Raw genomic sequence first — 20,231 nt, forward strand, 5'->3', positions numbered from 1 at the left:
GATGATCGATCACCGGTACGGAGAGATCACCGCTGGACGGTCGGTCTCTTGGCGTCAAGAGAGATCCAGCGGTCAGGCTACCGCGCATCCACGATCGCGGACGGCCGGGCTCCATGTGGCCCGTCCCACAGGGTGACCGAGGGATACGCCGGCGCACCCACGGGAAAGGCGACCGCCCGCCCGGGAGAGGGACGGAGGCGGCCGCCGTTCGGGTGACCGAATCCTGCCGGACTCCCGTGGGGGTCACATGCACGTGCCTGACATTCGCCGGCTCATGCCCGTCCCGCGCCACGAACTTCACCGGGAGGGGCCGACCCGCGCCGGTCCCGGGGGGCCACCGTCGCGCGCCACCTGCGCCCGTACCCGGCGGGCCGGCGGGCGCGCTTCGGAGACCTACTCCGCGGTCCCCGCCACCGCCTCCTCCGTGCACCCCTCCTCGCCGGAGGCCAGCAGTACGCACGCCTTGGCGTCCGCCGCCTTCCCGACCGCCATCATCGGGGTATACGTGACCGTGTCGCCGACCTCGGTGATGCTGTCGCTCTGCTTGCTCTTCCCACCGGAGATCTCGACCGTGTCGCCCTGCGCGGCCTGGGTGATCCGGCCCCACGCGGCACCGCAGACCTCGCTGTAGCGGACCTCGACGAGGGTGGTGCCGACAGTCGCCGTCCGCGTCGTGGTCACGAGGTCACCGCTGCACCCCATGCTCTCCGCGTCCTTGCCGTGGCAGCTGTCGCCGCTGCACTCCACACCGGCGGGCAGATTCGCGGGGACGGAGGCCGTGGGCGAGGGCGACTTCACCGCCTCACCCTCCTTGTCGCTCTCGAGCCCGGTGACGTAGAACGCGGCTGCGATCACCACCAGCACGCAGACGGCGCCCGCGAGGAACGTTCCCGTGCGCCGCCTGCCACCGGAACCGCCGCGGCCCGCCGTCCCTCGGCCCGCCGCCCTTCGGGGCGGAGCGCCCTGCGCGCCCGACGGGGACGGTCCGGTGTACCCGGCCATGCCCCAGGAGTTCGGTCCCGACGCGTCACGGACGTCCGAGGCGGTGGGCTGCTCAGGCACCAGCGGGGGACCCCCGGCCGGGCCGGCGACGCCCGGCCGGACTGCGGCGCCCCCGCCCTTGCGCCCTCGGCCGCCCGCACCGGTCGACGACGGACCGGCGAGCTCGCTCAGCGCGGAACGCGCCTGCGAGATCCTGATCGCCTCCATTGTCATGTCGTGACGCATCTCCGAGCGGCTCCAGGCCCGCTCGGCCAGCTCCCACATCGTGGTCAGGTGCACCGGATTGGTTCCGGTCACCTCGGCCAGCGCCACGATCGCGCCCTTGGGCGCGAGCAGCCGGCCGTTCAGATAACGCTCCCAGGACGTCTTGCTGTATCCCGTGCGGTCCGAGACCGACGCGACACTCATGCCACTGCGGTCCACCACCCGTCTGAGCTGGCTCGTGAACTCCTTGATCTGCGGATCGAGTTCATCCGGCAAGGCCTTCCAACGAGGCATTGATTCCCCACCTTCCCCCGGTCGTGCTGGTATTTCCCCGCGCGTGGTGCCTCTGCCGAGTCCCCGTTCCGGCTACCCACATGGATGCCGCCAGACAGGATCTCAATTTCCGAGGTGGGGCGCACGGGAGCGTCGGGGCCGCGGGCTTGCGCCGTCGCACACTCATTCGCTCGTGTCCCAGTCTCCCACCGGCAACCCCTTCGACCGAACGGAACCGGCACAACGCGTGGGACATCACAGTTTGTCCCGGATCGTCATGATTATCACGCCTCCGGGGTTCCGGAGGCGCTTCGCGGAAGTCCCCGGGACGATCCGGGGCATCCGGGGGACGTAGCGGAACGGTCACTTCCGTGCCACAGCGCCCTGACAGCCGTTGAACAGCCGGTTCACGGTGCAGGAAGGTTGCTTCCGGCGGCGGCCCGTCCTTTCACGGGGGTGAGGACGGGCCGCCGTTCACCGGACGGGCGAGACAGCGGGTGCGTCAGCTGTTGCTGACGGTGAAGTGCAGGGTGTCCTTCAGGAACGGGATCTCCAGCCAGGGCCCGGGCTGCGCCATCAGCGCCAGCAGCACGATCGACAGACCCAGCACCCCGTACGTGGCGATGTCCGTGAAGCGGGAGCGTACGGCGAGCATGCCGACACCCGGCAGCGCCCAGCGCAGCGCCCCGCCGACCAGCAGCGCCGCCCCGATCAGCAGCGTGCCGATCCGGAACAGGTCGAGCGCCGTCAGCAGCAGGCCGAGACCGGCCATGAGCAGGACGGCAAGGATCGGCCACTGCCGGGCGGGCGCGGGAGCGTCGCCGGGTGCGGCCCGGCCGCCGCCCTCCGGGCGGGCGGTGTCCCTGGTGAAGAGGGGGAAGCGACGGGTGGCGCGCCGTGGCCGCCCGGAGGCGTCGGGCGCGCTGACGGGGTCGATGACCGTGATGTCCTCGTCGGCGACGCCCCCGGAGGCCTCCTCGACGGCGGCCCCCTCGACCGGCTCCCGTTCCTGCCCCTTCTCCCGGCCCTGCTCCCGCTTCTGCTTGCACCCCCGGTCCGGCTCCGGCTCGTGCGTCTCGCCGAAGTCGGTCCCGGTCTCGCGGGCCCTGGCATCTGCCTCTCGGGCACTGCGGTCAGCCGGCACTGCGCTCCGCCGCCTCGACCACGTTGACCAGCAGCTGGGCCCGGGTCATCGGGCCGACACCGCCGGGGTTCGGGGAGATCCAGCCGGCCGCCTCGGCCACGTCCGGGTGCACGTCGCCCACGATCCTGCCCTCGGCGCTACGGGAGACGCCGACGTCGAGGACGGCCGCGCCGGGCTTGACGTCCTCCGGGCGGACGAGGTGGGCGGAGCCGGCGGCGGCGACGATGATGTCCGCGCGCTTGAGATGCGCCGACAGGTCGCGGGTGCCGGTGTGGCACTGGGTCACGGTGGCGTTCTCGCTGCGCCGGGTCAGCAGCAGCGGCATCGGGCGGCCGATGGTCACGCCACGGCCGACGACGACGACCTCGGCACCCCTGATCTCCACGCCGTAGCGGCGCAGCAGGGTGAGGACACCGTTGGGGGTGCAGGGCAGCGGGGCCGGCTCGTTCAGGACCAGGCGGCCGAGGTTCATCGGGTGGAGGCCGTCGGCGTCCTTGTCCGGGTCCATGAGTTCGAGGATGCGGTTCTCGTCGATGCCCCTGGGCAGCGGCAGTTGGACGATGTACCCGGTGCAGGCCGGGTCCTCGTTCAGGTCGTGGACGACCGCCTCGATCTCCTGCTGCGTGGCCGTTTCGGGCAACTCCCGCTGGATGGAGGCGATACCGACCTGGGCGCAGTCCCGGTGCTTGCCTGCGACGTACTTCTGGCTGCCGGGGTCGTTCCCGACGAGGATCGTGCCGAGGCCGGGTGTGATGCCCTTCCCCTTCAGCGCCGCCACGCGGACGGTCAGATCGGACTTGATCGCTGCTGCGGTGGCCTTGCCATCGAGAATCTGGGCGGTCATGGCCCCATCCTCGCGGATGACCGGGCCCTGGTTCCAATCCGCCCGCATTCCGGCCGCACCGTACGGGTGTCGTACCCGGGCCGCGCCACGGGTGCGCCCCGGGCGACCGCGAGGTTCGCGATCCCACACACCGGCTCCGGCCCGCCCCCTCACCGGTCATTTCCCACCTGTCATCCGGCCAAGATCAGCAATGTTGCACTTGCACAACACAATCTGCCCGCGGCTGGACAATCGACAGATGCGTCGAGAACGATGAACGGACAGTGCCGCGGGCAGTACCGGGGGGACGGACCGCATCTGTAGACCTTCCTCCGAACCGCGCCCCGCGTGTCCCGCACCTGAAGCGACAACGGAGGAAGAACCGCCATGAGCTTCGGCGACCCGAACACCCCCTACGGGCAGCCGCCCCAGCAGCACGGCGGACCCGGATACGGCTACCCGCAGCAGCCGCCGCCCGGCCAGCCCGGCTACGGCTACCCCTCGCCACCGCAGTTCCCGCAGTCCTACGGACAGCCGGGGCCGGGTCCCGCGGCGGTCATGCCGGGCAGCGTGAAGGCCGCGCGCGTGATGCTGTTCGTGCTCGGCGGGCTCCAGGCCCTCAGCGGCGTGCTGATGATGGTGGCCAGCGCCTGGTTCGCGGACTACCTCGAGGAGGAACTCTCCTCCGACCCGAACTTCTCGTCGGACGACGTGAACACCGTCGGCGACATCGGCGCGGGCATCATGATCGTGCTCGGTGTGATCGTCCTGGGGTTCGCGTTCTGGGCGATCCTCACCGCCGTGAAGATGGCCACGGGCCGCGGCGGGGTGCGTGTCTCCGCGATCGTCTACGCCTCGGTGGTCACGCTGTTCAGTGTGATCAGCCTGCTCACAGCCAACGTCTTCGCGCTGATCAGCCTGATCCTCGGGATTCTGATCATCGTGTTCTGCGCCAACCGGAACGGCAGCTACTGGTTCAACCGGCCCCGGTACTGAGCCTGTTCCGCCGCCGCGCCTGTTCCGCCGCCGCGCCGGATCCGCCGCTGTGCCGGATCCACTGCTGTGCCGGTTTCGTCCGGCGCCGCTTCCGGCCAGTCACGCACCGGGGCCGTGCCCCACCCGTACGGGGGGGAGAGACGCGGCCCCGGTGCGTCGCCCTCGTCTGACGGGGTAGCCGTCAGACGAGGGCGACGCACCTTGTACAGCATCATCGTCCTGCCTCCGCCGACCACGGGGGACGCAGGACACCCCAGCACACGGCCCCGGCTCACCCCGGGCGAAGGCCTCGCCCTCGGCCGGGCCTCGCACGTCGAGGCCCGGCCGGAGCGGCTGGACGCACCGGTGCCGTCCGGGTTCCCGCGGATCGTCCTCCCCTCGACCGGCGACCTGCCGCCGGAGGTCGGGGCACCGCGCCACGACTGCCTGCGCGGTGCGCCCCACGCCCCACTTGCCCACCCGTCGGCCGGGTCCCGCTCGCCGCCGCCTACCGCACGTACGCAGACCGCGTCGCCCACTATCTCAAGGAGGACCCGCCTCCGACCGGGAAGTGACCCCGAGACGTCCGGGGTTGCGTCCCTCCGCCCGTCCGCCCCCCTCCGCTCGCGCGGGCGGGCAGGCAGGCAGAGGGGCGGGAACCCTGGCGGGCAGTCGGCGTCACGGCCACTCACCGTCAGTGGAAGAAGTGGCGCGTCCCCGTGAAGTACATCGTCACGCCGGCCTTGTTCGCGGCTCCGACGACCTGCTCGTCGCGGACCGAGCCACCCGGCTGGACCACGGCCCTGACCCCGGCCCCGGTGAGGATCTCCAGGCCGTCGGGGAAAGGGAAGAAGGCGTCGGACGCGGCGAAGGAACCGGCCGCACGCTCGGCTCCCGCACGCTCCACCGCGAGCTTCGCGGAGTCGACCCGGTTGACCTGGCCCATGCCGACGCCGACCGAGGCACCGTCCTTGGCGAGCAGGATGGCGTTGGACTTCACGGCCCGGCACGCCCGCCAGGCGAAGGCCAGCTCGGCAAGCTCCGCCGCGGACAGCGCCTCGCCGCTCGCGAGGGTCCAGTTCGCGGGGTCGTCGCCCTCGGCCTGGAGGCGGTCGGTGACCTGGAGGAGGGCTCCGCCGTCGATCGGCTTGACCTCGACCGGGGCTGCGGGGGCCTCGGGAGCGCGCAGCACGCGGATGTTCTTCTTCTTGGTGAGGGCCTCGAGAGCGCCCTCCTCGTAGTCCGGCGCGACGACGACCTCGGTGAAGACCTCGGCGACCTGCTCGGCCATCTCCCTGGACACCGGGCGGTTGACCGCGATCACACCGCCGAACGCGGACAGCGGGTCGCAGGCGTGCGCCTTGCGGTGCGCCTCGGCGACGTCCGCACCGGTCGCGATGCCGCACGGGTTGGCGTGCTTGATGATCGCGACGCACGGCTCGCTGTGGTCGTACGCGGCACGGCGGGCGGCGTCCGTGTCCGTGTAGTTGTTGTACGACATCTCCTTGCCGTGCAGTTGCTCGGCCTCCGCGAGGCCACCCGTGCCGGAGGTGTAGAGGGCGGCGGGCTGGTGCGGGTTCTCGCCGTAGCGCAGGGTGTGTGCGCGGTCGTACGTGGCGCCGAGGAAGTCCGGGAACCGCGACTCGTCGACCGGGGCGTACTCGGCGGCGAACCAGGAGGCGACCGCCACGTCGTACGCGGCGGTGTGCCGGAAGGCCTCGGCGGCGAGCCGCTTGCGGGTGGTGAGGTCGAAGCCGCCGCCCTTCACCGCAGACAGGACGTCGGCGTAGCGGGCGGGACTGGTCACCACGGCGACCGAGGGGTGGTTCTTCGCCGCGGCACGCACCATCGACGGACCGCCGATGTCGATCTGCTCCACGCACGCGTCGGGCGTCGCGCCCGAGGCGACGGTCTCGCGGAACGGGTAGAGGTTGACCACGACCAGGTCGAACGGCTCCACGCCCAGCCCACCGAGCTGCTGCCGGTGGCTGTCGAGGCGCAGGTCGGCGAGGATGCCGGCGTGGACCTTCGGGTGCAGGGTCTTGACGCGGCCGTCCAGGCACTCGGGGAAGCCGGTGAGCTCCTCGACCTTGGTGACCGGCACGCCGGCGGCGGAGATGCGGCCGGCCGTGGACCCAGTGGAGACGAGCTCCACGCCGGCCTCGTGCAGGCCGCGCGCGAGATCCTCGAGGCCTGTCTTGTCGTAGACGCTGACGAGCGCCCGTCGGATGGCCCGCTTGTTGCTCTCGGCGGTCACTGGATAACTACCTTTCGTCCCTCAATGCGATAGCCGTTGCGGGCGAGCCGCCCCACGACCTCGACGAGCAGCCTTCGCTCGACTTCCTTGATGCGCTCGTGCAGCGCGCTCTCGTCGTCCTCGTCCCGGACCTCCACCACGCCCTGCGCGATGATCGGCCCGGTGTCGACGCCGTCGTCGACGAAGTGGACGGTGCAGCCGGTGACCCTGACGCCGTACGCGAGTGCGTCCCGCACGCCGTGGGCTCCGGGGAAACTGGGCAGCAGGGCAGGATGGGTGTTGACGAACCGCCCGCCGAAGCGCGCGAGGAACTCCCTGCCCACGATCTTCATGAACCCGGCGGAGACCACGAGGTCGGGCTCGTGGGCGGCGACGGCCTCGGCGAGTGCCGCGTCCCACTCCTGCCGGGTGGCGTGGTCCCCGACCCGGCACACGAAGGTCGGCAGCCCGGCGCGCTCGGCGCGGGCAAGCCCCTCGATGCCCGCGCGGTCGGCGCCGACGGCCACGATCCCGGCTCCGTACGCCTCGGCGCCGGTGGCGGCGATCTCGTCGAGAAGCGCCTGAAGGTTGGTGCCGGATCCGGAGACCAGCACGACGAGACGCCTGACGCGCTCGGCCACGGGCTTGGCGGCCACGGTGAGGCCCTTTCTCGGGGAGCACTGGTGCGGTCGGGGACCAGCACTTTGTACATTCATACGAATGCTTCGCGCCCTCGGATACGGGGAAGCCTACGAAGCGGCCGACCGCCGGCAACGATACCGGCACATGAGGCGGCCCCCACGGGACGGGTACGTGGCCGGAAGGTAGCGTCTGGGAAGAGCCGGTTCACAACGTCCGGGAACGACCGGTCGCCCGGGAACGCCACCCGTGCACCAAGCGTTCACAGGGCGAGGCGCCCGGGCCGGAAAGCGGACGGGCACGCGCCGGCTCAGCCGTACATGTCCCGGCCTGCCTGGCAGCGGCTGCAGTCGAGCAGTGGCTGTAGCAGTTGTTGATCGACTTGATCGACTTGATTGACTTGATCGACTTGATTAAGGGGAAGACGCTCACTTGATGCCGGACCGCAGCCTGCGACTCCTCACGTTCCCCCAGCCGTCGGCGCAGGGAGGGGGGCGTGGCGCCGTGCTGCTGCGGGAGCACCCCTCCTCGCCGCCCGAGCCGCCCCGGGGCGAAGGCAGCGGCGGCGACAGGCGCCGTGGATCCGAGGAGAACAACCCGTTCGCGCCGCCGCCGGAGGGGACTCCCGACCAGCCCTGGCAGCCCCGGCGTCCGCCCGGCGACGAGGGCGGTGACAGCGGCGGCGAGGGGGACGGCGGCCGTCCCCTCTGGGGTGGGCGGTGGAGCGACCGGCAGCCCGGCCGTTCCTCCGGCGGCTTCGGTGAGCGCCCGCGCGGCCCGGAGGGGCAGGGCGGTGGCGGGGCCGGCGCCCCCCGGAGCCCCGGCCCACGCTGGGATCCCACCGATCCGGCCCAGCGCCGGGCTCGCTACTCCCTGCTGTCCGGGATGTGGGCCTTCTTCTTCGCCCTGTTCGGCTGGCCGTACGTCGGGCTGCTGCTGGGTGCGCTCGCCGTGCACTGGGCCGTCAGCGCCCTGCGGGCCAAGCCCCGCGCGGCGTCCGACCCCGACTCCCCGGCGCCGCCCGCGCAGAAGGGCCGTCCGCAGACCACGGCGGCGGTGAGCGGGCTGGTCACGGCCTCCCTGGCGCTCATCCTGGTCGCCGTCAGTTTCACGGCACAGATGGTCTACCAGGATTACTACACGTGCACGAATGACGCCCTCACCCAGCAGTCCAAGGAGTCCTGCAACGACCTCCTGCCGGATGAGCTCCAGAAGCTGCTCGGGACGGCCGAGTGAGAGCCGGCCGGCAGCGCGCCCCGGCTTCCCCGCTCCCCGAAGCCGCCTCCTGCCCTACGGGGCAGGAGGCGGCTTCGGGGTTTCGGGAGCGGTGGGGACGCCCCGGCCGGAGAGGTCACGGCTGAGGGCGCTCCGGCCGGGGGCGGGGTCCGGCGGGAGGAAGTCGTAGGAGTCGGCGGCGTCCCGGCCCCGTCGGCCGTCCGCCACCGTACCGGCACCGCTCTCCGGCGATCCCCGGCGTGGGAGGCCGATCCTCGAGATCCATGCCCGCGCAGTCGCCCGCGCCCCTGCCCACGCCTCCTCGTCCGCGCTCGCCGGTGCCCGCTCCGCCCGCTCGTTCCGGGGCGTGCGGCACCGCCAGGCCCGTACCGCCAGGGCCGTCGCCGTGGCCACCAGTCCGATCCACACCAGCGTCGCGGCCCCTGTCTGCCACCACACCGGCCCGAACCGGGAGAGTGCGGCGACGCCCATCGGCCCACCCGCCATCGCGGCGAACAACGCCAGCAGGGCCGCGCACAGTACCGCCGCGACTCCGGCGACACCGGCCGTCCGGCCTCGCGACCAGAGCGCGTACGGTTCCTGCCCCGACCGCCCGCCCCCGGGCTCCGTCGGGCGGCCGGCCGTCGTGGCCCCCTGCGCGACATACCACCCCGCTGCCGCCCCGGCCGCCAACGGCACGGCCACGGCCGCCCAGTTCACCGGCGTCCCGGCCCCCGCGTCCGGCACCGCCGCAAGGAGCGGGAAAGCGGGCAGCGGCGGAGCCGGCGTGGCGGAGAGCGGAGTCACGGCATGGCCGGCGCCGAGGAGGAACCCGGGCCCCAGGGCGTACGCCGTCGCCCACACCGCAGCGTTCGGCAGCAGGGCGACGCCGAGCAGCAGCACCGCGACCCACCCCGACCACCCCCGCGTCAGGCGCAGGAAGGCGTCCTGGGTCTCGCCACCGTGCCACAGCAGTGACACCGTCAGCAGCAATGCTCCGCCGACGACGAGCACCGCCGCCCCGGCCGCCGCCGCCCGCGCGGCGGCTCCGAGGCGCCCGTCCGGGCCGAGGAGCAGATGGCGTACGCCCCGCGGCAGCAACGCACCCGCCGTCCGTTCCAGTGACCCACGGGGGCAGCCGTACGCCCGCCACACCCCCACACCCGCCGCCACCACCGCGACCAGCGGCACGCACACGCCCGCCGACGCCCATGCCGGACGCAGCGCGCCGCCCGCGGCGTAGAGCGCCGCGGGCGTGCCGACGGCCAGGTAGCCGAGGACGACGCCGGCCCAGGCCGTCGGACCATGGACGAGCGGGGCGTCACTCGGAGCTCCCGAGGCGTCCGACACGTTTGACGCACCCCCGTCGGTGGCGTCGCGGGCCGCCCGGTGCAGCAGCCACACCGGGAGCGCGAGCAGCAGCAACGGCGGGACACCGAGTGGAGCCGGCACGCCCGAGAGCGTGTCGGTGCGGACCAGTTCGGCACCGTGCGCCAGCAGCCACAGCGCCGCCGCGACACTCAGCGCGCCGTCGGGCCCGCTGTCCGGGTACGGCGAGCTGATCCACAGCAGCATCACGAGCACGGCGAACGCGGCGAGCCCGAGCCCGGCCGCGAGGGCTCCGCCGAGGAGGGAGGGGCCCAGTCCGGGCGAGCGGTCACGCATCCGGGTGAGCAGGAGGGACTGCCTCGTTCGGCGGGTGGTCGTCTGGATCACACCCGTCATGCTCCCAACGGCACACACTTTCCCTGCGTAACAGGCGAAGCGCCGCCGTGTCGCTCAATATACGTTTATGTACTTTTTCGCACGAAGGGGCACCCTGTGACACAGAGCCCTGCCACCCCCCTCCCCCCACCCGGGGAACGCCGACGCCTGCGCGAGTCCCGCTCGCTGACACAGGCTCAGCTCGCCCGGCGGGTCGGCGTCAGCCGCGAGACGGTGCGTGCGTGGGAGTCCGGCCGCACCGCACCGCGCGGCCGGAAGGGGGAGGCGTACGCGAAACTGCTGATCACCGCCACCACCGCCCCGGCGAAGCCCGGGCCCACCGGCCCCCTCACGCCGACCGAGACGACGAGGTCGGCCGACTCGGCCGACTCGGCCGAGTCCCCCGAGATCTCCAGGCGTTCGGCCGAGTCTCCCACGCGTTCGGCCGCCGGTCGGGCCGGCCGGGGGCAGCCCTCCTGGTCCGTCCTGGAGGAGGTCGCCGATCCCGCCGCCCTGACGCCCGCTCAGGCCTTCGACGCCTTGTACGCCTTCTGCGCCCCGGCGCTCGTACGACAGACGTACCTGCTGTCCGGCCGTCGCGACCTGGCGCGTGAATCGGTCGAGCGGGCCTTCCAACTGGCCTGGGAACGCTGGCCCGAGGTGGCCCGCGACCGTGACCCGGCCGGCTGGGTGCGCGCGGCGTCGTACGAGTGGGCGCTCGCCCCGTGGCACCGGTTCCGGCCCCGCTACCGACACCCGGAACCACCGCCCTCGCAGCCCTTCGACCGCGCGCTGCTGGACGTCCTGCTGCACCTTCCGCCGCCGCACCGCCGCGCACTCGTGCTCTACGACGGTGTCGGCCTCGACCTGCCGGAGACCGCGGCGGAGACGGAGGCGAGCACGCCCGCGACCGCGAACCGCCTGCTGCACGCACACGCGACCCTCGCGGCCCGGCTGCCGGAACTGTCGGATCCGCTCGTGCTGCACCGACGGCTAGCCGAACTGGCCGCCACCGAACACCTCCGGTCCGCCAAACCGCCGGAGGTACGCGACGGCAGCGAGCGCAGAGCCCGCTTCCGGACCCGGGCCGCCGTCGCCTTCACAGTGGCCCTGATCGGCGCCACCGCACTCACCCTGTGCACGGCCCCCACACGGTACGACCCGCCGGTACCGCCCGGCGAGACGGTCCGGGGGGTACCGCCGCGGGTGGCGCCGGGGCCCCTCTCGGGCAAGGAGCGGGAGCTGCGCACCAAGCTCCGTGAGGAACTGCTGCACGGCCCGGAGCGACTGGCACCGCAGTCACGGTGACGGACCCGGCCGCGGCCCCGGTACGGCCTCCGCTTCCGGTCCCGCGTCCGGGAACGACGATGGGCCCGTTCCCCCGGGGAGGGACGGGCCCATCCGTGTTCTGCGGGTGATCAGCCCGCTAGGATCTCGCGTGCCAGCTTGGCCGTCTCGGTCGGCGTCTTGCCGACCTTGACGTCCGCGGCCTCGAGGGCCTCCTTCTTGGCCTGGGCGGTACCGGACGAACCGGAGACGATGGCGCCGGCGTGGCCCATGGTCTTGCCCTCGGGCGCGGTGAAGCCCGCGACGTAGCCGACGACCGGCTTCCTCACGTTCTCCTTGATGTACGCCGCGGCCCGCTCCTCGGCGTCGCCGCCGATCTCACCGATCATCACGATCAGGTCGGTGTCGGGGTCGGCCTCGAACGCGGCCAGCGCGTCGATGTGGGTCGTACCGATGACCGGGTCGCCACCGATGCCGACGGCCGACGAGAAGCCGATGTCCCGCAGCTCGTACATCATCTGGTACGTCAGCGTGCCGGACTTCGAGACCAGGCCGATGCGGCCCGGCTTGGTGATGTCGCCCGGAATGATGCCGGCGTTCGACTGGCCCGGGGTGATCAGACCGGGGCAGTTCGGGCCGATGATCCGGGTCTTGTTGCCCTGCGACACGGCGTACGCGTAGAACGCGGCCGAGTCGTGGACCGCGATGCCCTCGGTGATGACGACCGCGAGCGGGATCTCGGCGTCGATGGCCTCGACGACGGCGGCCTTCGCGAACGCCGGCGGTACGAAGAGGACGGACACGTTCGCACCCGTCTTCTCCATCGCCTCGGCGACCGTGCCGAAGACCGGGATGTCGTTGCCCTCGATGTCGACGGAGGTGCCCGCCTTGCGCGGGTTCACCCCGCCGACGATGTTCGTGCCGTCGGCCAGCATGAGCTTGGTGTGCTTCATGCCCGTGGCACCGGTCATGCCCTGGACGATGACCTTGGAGTCCTTGTTGAGGAAGATAGCCATGGCTGTTCTGTCCCTCGTCCCTTACTTCGCGGCCGCGAGTTCGGCGGCCTTGTCGGCCGCGCCGTCCATGGTGTCCACGCGCTGCACAAGCGGGTGGTTGGCGTCCGAGAGGATCCTGCGACCCAGTTCGGCGTTGTTGCCGTCCAGGCGCACGACCAGCGGCTTGGTGACTTCCTCACCCTTGTCCGCGAGCAGCTGCAGCGCCTGCACGATGCCGTTGGCGACCTCGTCACAGGCGGTGATGCCACCGAAGACGTTGACGAACACAGACTTGACGTCCGGGTCCCCGAGGATGATCTCCAGGCCGTTGGCCATGACCGCGGCGGAGGCGCCACCGCCGATGTCGAGGAAGTTGGCGGGCTTCACACCGCCGTGCGCCTCACCGGCGTAGGCGACGACGTCCAGGGTGCTCATCACGAGCCCCGCGCCGTTGCCGATGATGCCGACCTCGCCGTCGAGCTTGACGTAGTTGAGGTTCTTCTCCTTGGCGGCGGCCTCCAGCGGGTTGGCCGCGGCCTTGTCGTGGAACGCCTCGAAGTCGGGGTGACGGAACTCGGCGTTGTCGTCGAGGCTCACCTTGCCGTCGAGGGCGAGGACGTCGCCGGAGGCGACCTTGGCCAGCGGGTTGACCTCGACGAGGAGCGCGTCCTCGGCGATGAAGGTCTTCCACAGCGTGACGAGGACGTCGGCGACCTTGCCGGCCACCTCGGCCGGGAACTTCGCGGCCTCGACGATCTCGCGCGCCTTCTCGGGGGTCACGCCCTTGTTGGGGTCGATCGGGGTCTTGGCGACGGCCTCCGGGCGGGTGGCCGCCACCTCCTCGATGTCCACGCCGCCCTCGACGGACGCGATGGAGAGGAAGGTGCGGTTGGCACGGTCGAGGAGGAAGGAGACGTAGTACTCCTCGACGATCTCCGGAGCGGTCTCGGCGATCATCACCTTGTGGACCGTGTGGCCCTTGATGTCCATGCCGAGGATGTCCGTCGCGCGGGCGACGGCCTCCTCCGGGGTTGCTGCCAGCTTCACGCCACCGGCCTTGCCGCGGCCACCGACCTTCACCTGCGCCTTGACGACGGACTTTCCGCCGAGACGCTCGGTGATCTCGCGCGCCGCCTCAGGCGTGTCGATGACTTCACCGGCCAGCACCGGTACATCGTGCTTGGCGAAGAGGTCCCTCGCCTGGTACTCGAACAGGTCCACGCGCTTCCGTCCCTATCAGTGATCTCGCGGTTCGTTGGATGCGTGGGCGTGCCGCGAAGGGCAACGTGACGACGTCCGCTGTGTCACAAGGGAAGCGCACACGGTGTCCGAGCGCGCGGCATGTCCATCTCGCAGGCTATCGCCGGTTGCGAAGCCTCCCGAAATCGTGAGGTCACACCTGAGCGGTGATGCCTGTCACATGATGCCCTGTTCGGTGACACAGAGTGCCATGGACGAGTGGCCTCACCGGGCTGGGGCCGACCCGGTGAGGCCCGCCGCGCACCCGGCGGGGCGGAAACGTTTCCGCCCTTCGGGGTGCGGTGCGGCCTGCTCCCACCCCCATGGGGCAGGCCACCTCATCCACGGGTCTGCGGCCGGACAGTCCGATGACGTTCGGCCGCCCACGCCCGGCTGCCCCGTGAAGCCTTTATTACTCGCGAGTCAGGCTAGTCGTGTGATCCACGTGACGTGCGCAACGCATGTGACATACATGACGTACGCCAGATACGCGACGTGCGGATGACTCGGGGACGGCGGGAAGGTCCAGGGCTCGGGCGTCCGCACCCGGAGGGGACGCGGGACCGACCCGGCGGACAGGCCCACGGCCCCGGGTGCGGCCCCGGACGGGCATGACCGTGTCCGGGCCCGGCCGGGGAGCTCGGCACGCCCCCGCGGGCGTGCCTACGCGGGGGAGACGGGGACGTCACGGTACCGGTCCCGTGTGTCGGCCGCTTCGGCCTGCGCGGCGGCGCCGGGGACGAGCAGGGCGCGGGGGCGGAGGCTCACGGTGACGGCCGGGGCGTCACCGTGACGCGGGGCGCCGTGGTCGGCGGCGGTGCGGTTGCCCGTCGTGCCGTCCGGGCTTTCGCCGGGGGGCGCGAGGAGCGGGGGCCGCCGGCCCGGTGTGCGGCACGGTCCTCGTGTCCCCTCGGCCGTCGGCTCCGTCGTGCGGCCGGGTGTCGCACGCCTCGGCTCCGATCCTCCGCCGGACGGGGCTTGGCGGGACGAGGCTGCACCGAACCGGCCGGCTCGGGACGGACCGGCTTGGGACGGGGGTCGAGCGTGGTGTCGAAGCCGGGCGTGCCGCTCTGCCCGTCCGAATCCGTCGGCCGCCCGCCCGGCACCGTGCCCGGGCCGTCGGACCGCCCGGCCGCAGCACTCGCCTCCGCCCGGACACCGTCCACCACCGACACCACGGCCTCGGCGACGGAGGCGACGGAGGCGACTCTGCTGCTCAATTCGAGGGATGGTCACGCACCGCATCCCAGAGGGGCCGGCCGGGGCCGGACCGCCTCCTCGCGAGACCCGTTCCCTGTGCCCCGCCGGACAGGCCGGCGTCACTCTCCGCGATTGAGTAGCAGAGCACCCAGGCCGGACGGCGACAGATCGACAAATCGTCACCGAACCCCTCATGCCCCCGTCCCTCCTCCTCTTCGCCGCGCCTCACCCCGGGTCCGGTACCGGCAGCGGACGTTTCTCGATCACCGCGGCCATCACCTCCGGAAACAGGTCGGGCGTGCAGGCGAACGCCGGCGCGCCCAGCGCGGCAAGTGCGGCCGCGTGCTCCCGGTCGTGGGCGGGCGTCCCCTCGTCGGACAGCGCCAGCAGCGTCACGAACTGCACCCCGGACGCCTTCATCGCCGCGACCCGCTTGAGCATCTCGTCGCGGATGCCACCCTCGTAGAGGTCACTGATGAGCACGACCACCGTCTCCGCGGGCCGAGTGATCTGCGACTGGCAGTACGCCAGCGCCCGGTTGATGTCCGTACCGCCGCCGAGCCGGGTCCCGAAGATCACGTCGACGGGGTCGTCGAGCTGGTCCGTGAGGTCGACGACCGCCGTATCGAACAGGACCAGCCGCGTGTCGATCGACCGCATGGACGCGAGGACCGCTCCGAACACCGACGCGTAGACGACGGACGCCGCCATCGACCCGGACTGGTCGATGCAGAGGACGACCTCCTTCTTCACCGACCGCGCGGCGCGCCCGTAGCCGATGAGCCGCTCGGGCACGACGGTCCGGTACTCGGGAAGGTAGTGCTTGAGGTTGGCCGCGATGGTGCGGTTCCAGTCGATGTCGTGGTGGCGGGGCCGGTTGACGCGGGCGCTCCGGTCGAGAGCACCGGTCAGGGTGGCCCGGGTGCGGGTGGCGAGCCGCTTCTCCAGCGCGTCGACGACCTTGCGGACGACGACCCGTGCCGTCTCTTTCGTCGTCTCCGGCATCACCTTGTTGAGCGACATCAGAGTGCCTACGAGGTGGACGTCGGCCTCGACCGCCTCCAGCATCTCCGGTTCCAGGAGGAGGGTGGCGAGCCCCAGCCGGTCGATGGCGTCGCGCTGCATGATCCGGACGCCGGAGGACGGGAAGTAGGTCCGGATGTCTCCGAGCCAGCGCGCCACCGACGGCGCGGACGCCCCCAGCCCCGCCGAACGCTCCTGCCCCGACCGCTCCTTGCCTCCCTTCTGCGGTCCGTCTCCCTTGCCGTAGAGCGCGGTGAGCGCTCCGTCCATGGCGGCGTCCTGGCCGGACAGGCCGCACCCGGTGCCGTCCGCCCCGCCCCCGCCCAGTACCAGCCGCCACCGCCGCAGCCGCTCCTGCTCCGTGCCCGTCACCGCAGCCGACATGTGTCCCCCCTCGTGCTGTGATCCTCCGTGCCGTGGTTCTTCGCCCCGTCGTCCTTCTGTCCGGGGTGTTCGTCCTGCACTCGTGTGCCCTGGGGTCTCGTGCACTGCGGCTGTGCGCCCTGCTGCCGTATCCGCACGCCGGTCATCGAGCCGCACCCACCAGGCCGGCGCGTGTCCCCGCCGTCCCCGCCGTCTCCGCCGCCCCGGGCGGCGGCCTGGTCCTCGTCCAGGCCGAGCAGCAGCCGCACCACGGGCAGGACCGCGTCCGCGCGAGCGGTGTCGAGGCCGGCCGCGAACCCGGGTGCTCCGGAGCCGGTGGTCGCCGAGCCGCTCGGCGTCCCCGGTCCGCGCCGGACCAGCTCACCCAGCGTGCGCCGGACCCCGGGCTCGTACGCCGAGAACGTCCGCCGCAGCAGCGGCAGTACGTCCGTGAACGCCTCCGTCGGCACGCCTGTCAGCCACGCGTCGACCAGTTCGCGGAGCCGCTCGTCGTGGACGAGGAGCAGGCCGCCACCCGAGCCGCCGCCGACGAAGCCCTCGATCCACGCCGCCGCGTCCGCCGACGCCGCACCCGGCGACGACAGCACCAGCCCCATCTGCCGGGCCGCCTCGTCGTGCGCCAGCTCCCCGTCGTCCAGCAGCAGGCGGACGGACCGCCCCCGTATCACCCCGGGCACGGTGTCCCGCGTCGCCAGCGTGCGCAGCACCGACGCCCAGCGGGTGCGCAGGCCGCCATGGCCCGGCGCGGGTGCGTCACCGAGGAGGCCGACCGCGCCGTGCACGGCGTCGAGGTGGCCGCGCATCTCGTCGGCGGCGTCCGCGTCCAGTCCGGCACACGCCGGTGGCAGGCCGATCAGGATCCGCTCCGCCAGCCCGGCGGCGACCTCCGAGAGCGCCCCGGAGCCGGTGCCGCGCACATCGCCGTAGCGCAGCGAGCGGACCAGGGCCGGCAGGGCCTGGGCGAGATGGCCGACGTCCGCGTCGAGAGCCGCGCGGTCGGCGAGTATCCGCATCACCGTCGGCAGCGCGTCGGGCAGCTCTGCCAGGAGGCAGCGCTCGGCGAGCCCGGTGATATCGGCGAGGTCCTGTGCGGCGACGGCGTCCGCCCCGGCCTTGGCGGTTGCGGCGGCGCGGACGGTCGTCCCCCATATCCCGGCCTCCGCGACCCGCACGGACAGCTCCGGTTCCCAGCGCAGCCGCCATGTCTCCCGGAAGGTGCCCGTACTCCCGTACGAGACCACCGGCTCGCCCCAGTGCACGGCAAGCAGCCGCAGCCGGTGCAGCAGTCTGCTGCGCTCCCCGTCGGTCTCCCTGCGCAGATCGAGTGCCAGCTCGCGCTCCGCTGGCTCGGGTTTCAGCCGCAGCCTGCGCTGGGTCCGCGTGAGGTCCCGCTGGAGGGGCACCGCGGGCGCCGCCGCCGGCACCTCCCCCAGCACGTCTCCGACGATCAGCCGGTCGTGCACCAGCGCCAGCGGCACGTCCGAACCCTCGCACATCACCGCCCGGACCGCGTCGGTCGTCTCGCCCAGTCCGGGCAGGGGCCGGCCGCGCATCGCGGCGAGCGTGTCCGCCAGCCGCACCGCCTCGATGACATGGGCGGAGGACACGATCCGGTCCTCGGCACGCAGCAGCCCCGCCACCTTGGTCATCCACCGCTCGACGGGCCGGTCCGCCGCGCCGAACAGATGCCCGTACCAGCCGGGCGAGGTGATGCCCGCACCGTATCCGCTGAAGCGGGAGAGCCTGCGGTTCGTCCACGGCACCCAGGTCATGTCCGCCTTGACCTTCGGCAGTCCCTTCAGCAGGGCCCGGTCGGCGGCGACCGTGGCCCTCCGCCGCAACGCGGGCACGTGCCAGGCACCGCAGACGACGGCCAGGCCGCCCCCGAACGCGCGCTGCGCCGCCCGGATCCGCAGGCGCATGTACGCCTCGCGGACGAGGTCGCGGTCGTTTCCGCCGCTTCCGTACTCCTCCCGGAGCGCCGTCATGGCTTCCTCCAGGGCGGTGAACGGTGCGATCGCCTCGCCCTTCTCCCCCGTACCACGATGCTCGACGACGTCCTCCCACCACCGCTCGGCGTCGTCGTGCCCGGCTGCCCCGGCCAGCACCCCGAGCGGATCGATCCGCACATCGGCGCCCGCGCCGGCACCGGTTGTCCGCTCCTCGTCCGCCGTTTCCCGGTCCTTCGGCCCGCAGCCCGCCTCCTCGTCCCTCCTCCAGGCCAGGCCATGGGTGGCCGGCAGGTCGATGAAGCGGGCGGGGACGCCGTGTTCGAGCGCCCAGCGGATCGCGACCCACTCCGGGGAGAACTCGGCGAGCGGCCAGAACGCCGAGCGGCCGGGCTCGTCCACGGCATGGGCGAGCAGGGCGACCGGCGGACGCATGTCCTCGTCCGCGGCGAGCGGAATCAGATCGTTCGCCTCGGGCGGACCCTCGACCAGGACGGCCTTTGGCCGGGTCTCCTCCAGCGCGGCCCGCACCGCCCGCGCCGACCCCGGACCGTGGTGCCGCACTCCGAGGAGCAGCGGCCTCGTCCCCCGGCCGCCGCCGGGCCGGTCCGCGTCGCTCATGTCGCCCATGCCGCCCCCGTCCCCCTCGAAGCCCCGCCGGGCGGGCACGCCGGCTCCCGACGCGCCGCGCTCCCCGTGCCGTTCACGCGCCGGCCTCCCGGCAGGCCCGGTAGAAGTCCGCCCAGCCGTCACGCTCGCGGACGACGGTCTCCAGGTACTCCTGCCAGATGACGCGGTCCGCAGCCGGGTCGCGGACGACCGCGCCGTGGACGCCCGCCGCGACGTCCCCGGCCCGCAGCACGCCGTCGCCGAAGTGGGCCGCCAGTGCCAGACCGTTGGTGACGACGGAGATCGCCTCGGCGGTCGACAGCGTGCCACTGGGCGATTTCAGCTTCGTCCGGCCGTCGGTGGTGACCCCGTCGCGCAGCTCGCGGAAGACCGTGACGACCCGGTGGATCTCGGCGATGCCGTCGGGCGCGGCCGGCAGGTCGAGGGAGCGGCCTATCTGGTCCACGCGGCGCGAGACGATGTCGACCTCCGCCTCGGGGGTCTGGGGCAACGGCAGCACCACGGTGTTGAAACGGCGGCGCAGGGCGCTGGACAGTTCGTTGACCCCGCGGTCGCGGTCGTTGGCCGTGGCGATCAGGTTGAAGCCGCGGACCGCCTGCACCTCCTGGCCCAGTTCGGGAATCGGCAGTGTCTTCTCCGACAGGATCGTGATGAGCGTGTCCTGGACATCGGCCGGGACACGGGTCAGTTCCTCGACGCGAACCGTCATCCCCTCCGCCATCGCACGCATGACGGGGCTGGGCACGAGAGCGTCGCGGCTGGGCCCGTGGGCGAGCAGCCGGGCGTAGTTCCAGCCGTAGCGGATGGCCTCCTCCGGGGTGCCGGCGGTGCCCTGGACCAGCAGGGTGGAGTCGCCGCTGACCGCGGCGGCGAGGTGCTCGGACACCCAGGTCTTCGCGGTGCCGGGCACACCGAGGAGGAGCAGCGCGCGATCGGTGGCCAGAGTGGTGACGGCGACCTCGACGATGCGGCGCGGGCCCACGTACTTCGGTGTGATCACGGTGCCGTCCGCCAGCGTGCCGCCGAGCAGGTAGGTCGCGACGGCCCACGGGGACAGCCTCCACCGGGCAGGGCGCGGACGGTCGTCCTGTGCGGCCAGCGAGGCGAGTTCGGCGGCGAAGGCATCCTCGGCGTGCGCCCGCAGGACCTCGGCCGCGGGCAGGGGCTCGGAGCCGTTCTGCCACGGGTCGACGGATGTCGGTTCTACGGAGACAGTCATGGCGCAGTCCCCCTCCAGCTCGGCCGGTTCGGATCTGGTGACCACCGTGCACCACGCCACTGACAATCGCTTTGACCTGGGGAAACGCAA

Annotated in this window: 14 protein-coding genes; 3 read left to right on the forward strand and 11 right to left on the reverse strand. The window is 72.5% G+C overall.

Annotation, left to right across the window (positions count from 1 at the left end; genetic code table 11):
- Positions 1 to 393: 393 nt before the first annotated feature.
- From HUV60_RS12490 to HUV60_RS12500, 3 genes are all read right to left on the reverse strand, one after another.
- Positions 394 to 1,500 carry a helix-turn-helix domain-containing protein gene (locus HUV60_RS12490; protein ID WP_257851187.1) on the reverse strand — a complete coding sequence of 369 codons (1,107 nt, stop codon included), beginning with the start codon at positions 1,498 to 1,500 and terminating at the stop codon, positions 394 to 396.
- 481 nt (positions 1,501 to 1,981) lie between these two features.
- Complete coding sequence (locus HUV60_RS12495) at positions 1,982 to 2,623, reverse strand: DUF3017 domain-containing protein (protein WP_257851186.1); 642 nt, start codon at positions 2,621 to 2,623, stop codon at positions 1,982 to 1,984.
- A complete protein-coding gene (locus tag HUV60_RS12500) occupies positions 2,613 to 3,467 on the reverse strand; it encodes a bifunctional methylenetetrahydrofolate dehydrogenase/methenyltetrahydrofolate cyclohydrolase (protein ID WP_257851185.1) in 855 nt (284 codons plus the stop codon). Before HUV60_RS12500 ends, HUV60_RS12495 begins: the two co-directional genes overlap by 11 nt.
- A gap of 366 nt (positions 3,468 to 3,833) precedes the next feature.
- On the opposite strand from HUV60_RS12500, the gene HUV60_RS12505 reads away from it, so the two are divergent.
- Positions 3,834 to 4,442 (forward strand): hypothetical protein, encoded by a 609-nt coding sequence (locus HUV60_RS12505; RefSeq protein ID WP_257851184.1) that lies wholly within the window; start codon positions 3,834 to 3,836, stop codon positions 4,440 to 4,442.
- A gap of 673 nt (positions 4,443 to 5,115) precedes the next feature.
- Here the strand turns inward: HUV60_RS12505 and purH are convergent.
- Complete coding sequence (gene purH, locus HUV60_RS12515; protein WP_257851182.1) at positions 5,116 to 6,678, reverse strand: bifunctional phosphoribosylaminoimidazolecarboxamide formyltransferase/IMP cyclohydrolase; 1,563 nt, start codon at positions 6,676 to 6,678, stop codon at positions 5,116 to 5,118.
- Positions 6,675 to 7,313 (reverse strand): phosphoribosylglycinamide formyltransferase, encoded by a 639-nt coding sequence (gene purN, locus HUV60_RS12520; RefSeq protein WP_257851180.1) that lies wholly within the window; start codon positions 7,311 to 7,313, stop codon positions 6,675 to 6,677. The genes purH and purN overlap by 4 nt, the downstream gene beginning before the upstream one ends.
- Before the next feature lie 418 nt (positions 7,314 to 7,731).
- Between purN and HUV60_RS12525 the strand changes: the two genes are divergently transcribed.
- The gene (locus HUV60_RS12525) at positions 7,732 to 8,532 is read left to right on the forward strand and encodes an MFS transporter (protein ID WP_257851179.1); all 801 of its coding nucleotides are present in this window, start codon (positions 7,732 to 7,734) and stop codon (positions 8,530 to 8,532) included.
- A 54-nt stretch (positions 8,533 to 8,586) separates the two neighbouring features.
- Here the strand turns inward: HUV60_RS12525 and HUV60_RS12530 are convergent, their stop codons facing one another.
- Positions 8,587 to 10,236, reverse strand: coding sequence for a cell division protein PerM (locus HUV60_RS12530; RefSeq protein WP_257851178.1), 1,650 nt, complete (start codon positions 10,234 to 10,236; stop codon positions 8,587 to 8,589).
- A gap of 96 nt (positions 10,237 to 10,332) precedes the next feature.
- Here HUV60_RS12530 and HUV60_RS12535 point away from each other — a divergent pair, with 96 nt between their 5' ends.
- On the forward strand, positions 10,333 to 11,523 hold the full coding sequence (locus HUV60_RS12535) for a helix-turn-helix domain-containing protein (RefSeq protein ID WP_257851177.1): 1,191 nt from the start codon (positions 10,333 to 10,335) through the stop codon (positions 11,521 to 11,523).
- A gap of 110 nt (positions 11,524 to 11,633) precedes the next feature.
- Here HUV60_RS12535 and sucD read toward each other — a convergent pair whose 3' ends face one another.
- The 5 genes from sucD to HUV60_RS12560 form a co-directional block, all read right to left on the reverse strand.
- Positions 11,634 to 12,518 carry a succinate--CoA ligase subunit alpha gene (gene sucD / locus HUV60_RS12540; RefSeq protein ID WP_257851176.1) on the reverse strand — a complete coding sequence of 295 codons (885 nt, stop codon included), beginning with the start codon at positions 12,516 to 12,518 and terminating at the stop codon, positions 11,634 to 11,636.
- A 21-nt stretch (positions 12,519 to 12,539) separates the two neighbouring features.
- The gene (gene sucC, locus HUV60_RS12545; RefSeq protein WP_257851175.1) at positions 12,540 to 13,718 is read right to left on the reverse strand and encodes an ADP-forming succinate--CoA ligase subunit beta; all 1,179 of its coding nucleotides are present in this window, start codon (positions 13,716 to 13,718) and stop codon (positions 12,540 to 12,542) included.
- 1,443 nt (positions 13,719 to 15,161) lie between these two features.
- Complete coding sequence (locus HUV60_RS12550) at positions 15,162 to 16,343, reverse strand: VWA domain-containing protein (RefSeq protein WP_257851173.1); 1,182 nt, start codon at positions 16,341 to 16,343, stop codon at positions 15,162 to 15,164.
- On the reverse strand, positions 16,328 to 18,913 hold the full coding sequence (locus HUV60_RS12555) for a DUF5682 family protein (protein WP_257851762.1): 2,586 nt from the start codon (positions 18,911 to 18,913) through the stop codon (positions 16,328 to 16,330). The genes HUV60_RS12550 and HUV60_RS12555 overlap by 16 nt, the downstream gene beginning before the upstream one ends.
- A gap of 82 nt (positions 18,914 to 18,995) precedes the next feature.
- Positions 18,996 to 20,141: an ATP-binding protein gene (locus tag HUV60_RS12560; RefSeq protein ID WP_257851172.1), complete on the reverse strand. Its 1,146-nt coding sequence runs from the start codon at positions 20,139 to 20,141 to the stop codon at positions 18,996 to 18,998.
- Between the last annotated feature and the right edge of the window lie 90 nt (positions 20,142 to 20,231).

The sequence above is a fragment of the Streptomyces sp. KMM 9044 genome (genome assembly GCF_024701375.2).
GTDB lineage: Bacteria > Actinomycetota > Actinomycetes > Streptomycetales > Streptomycetaceae > Streptomyces.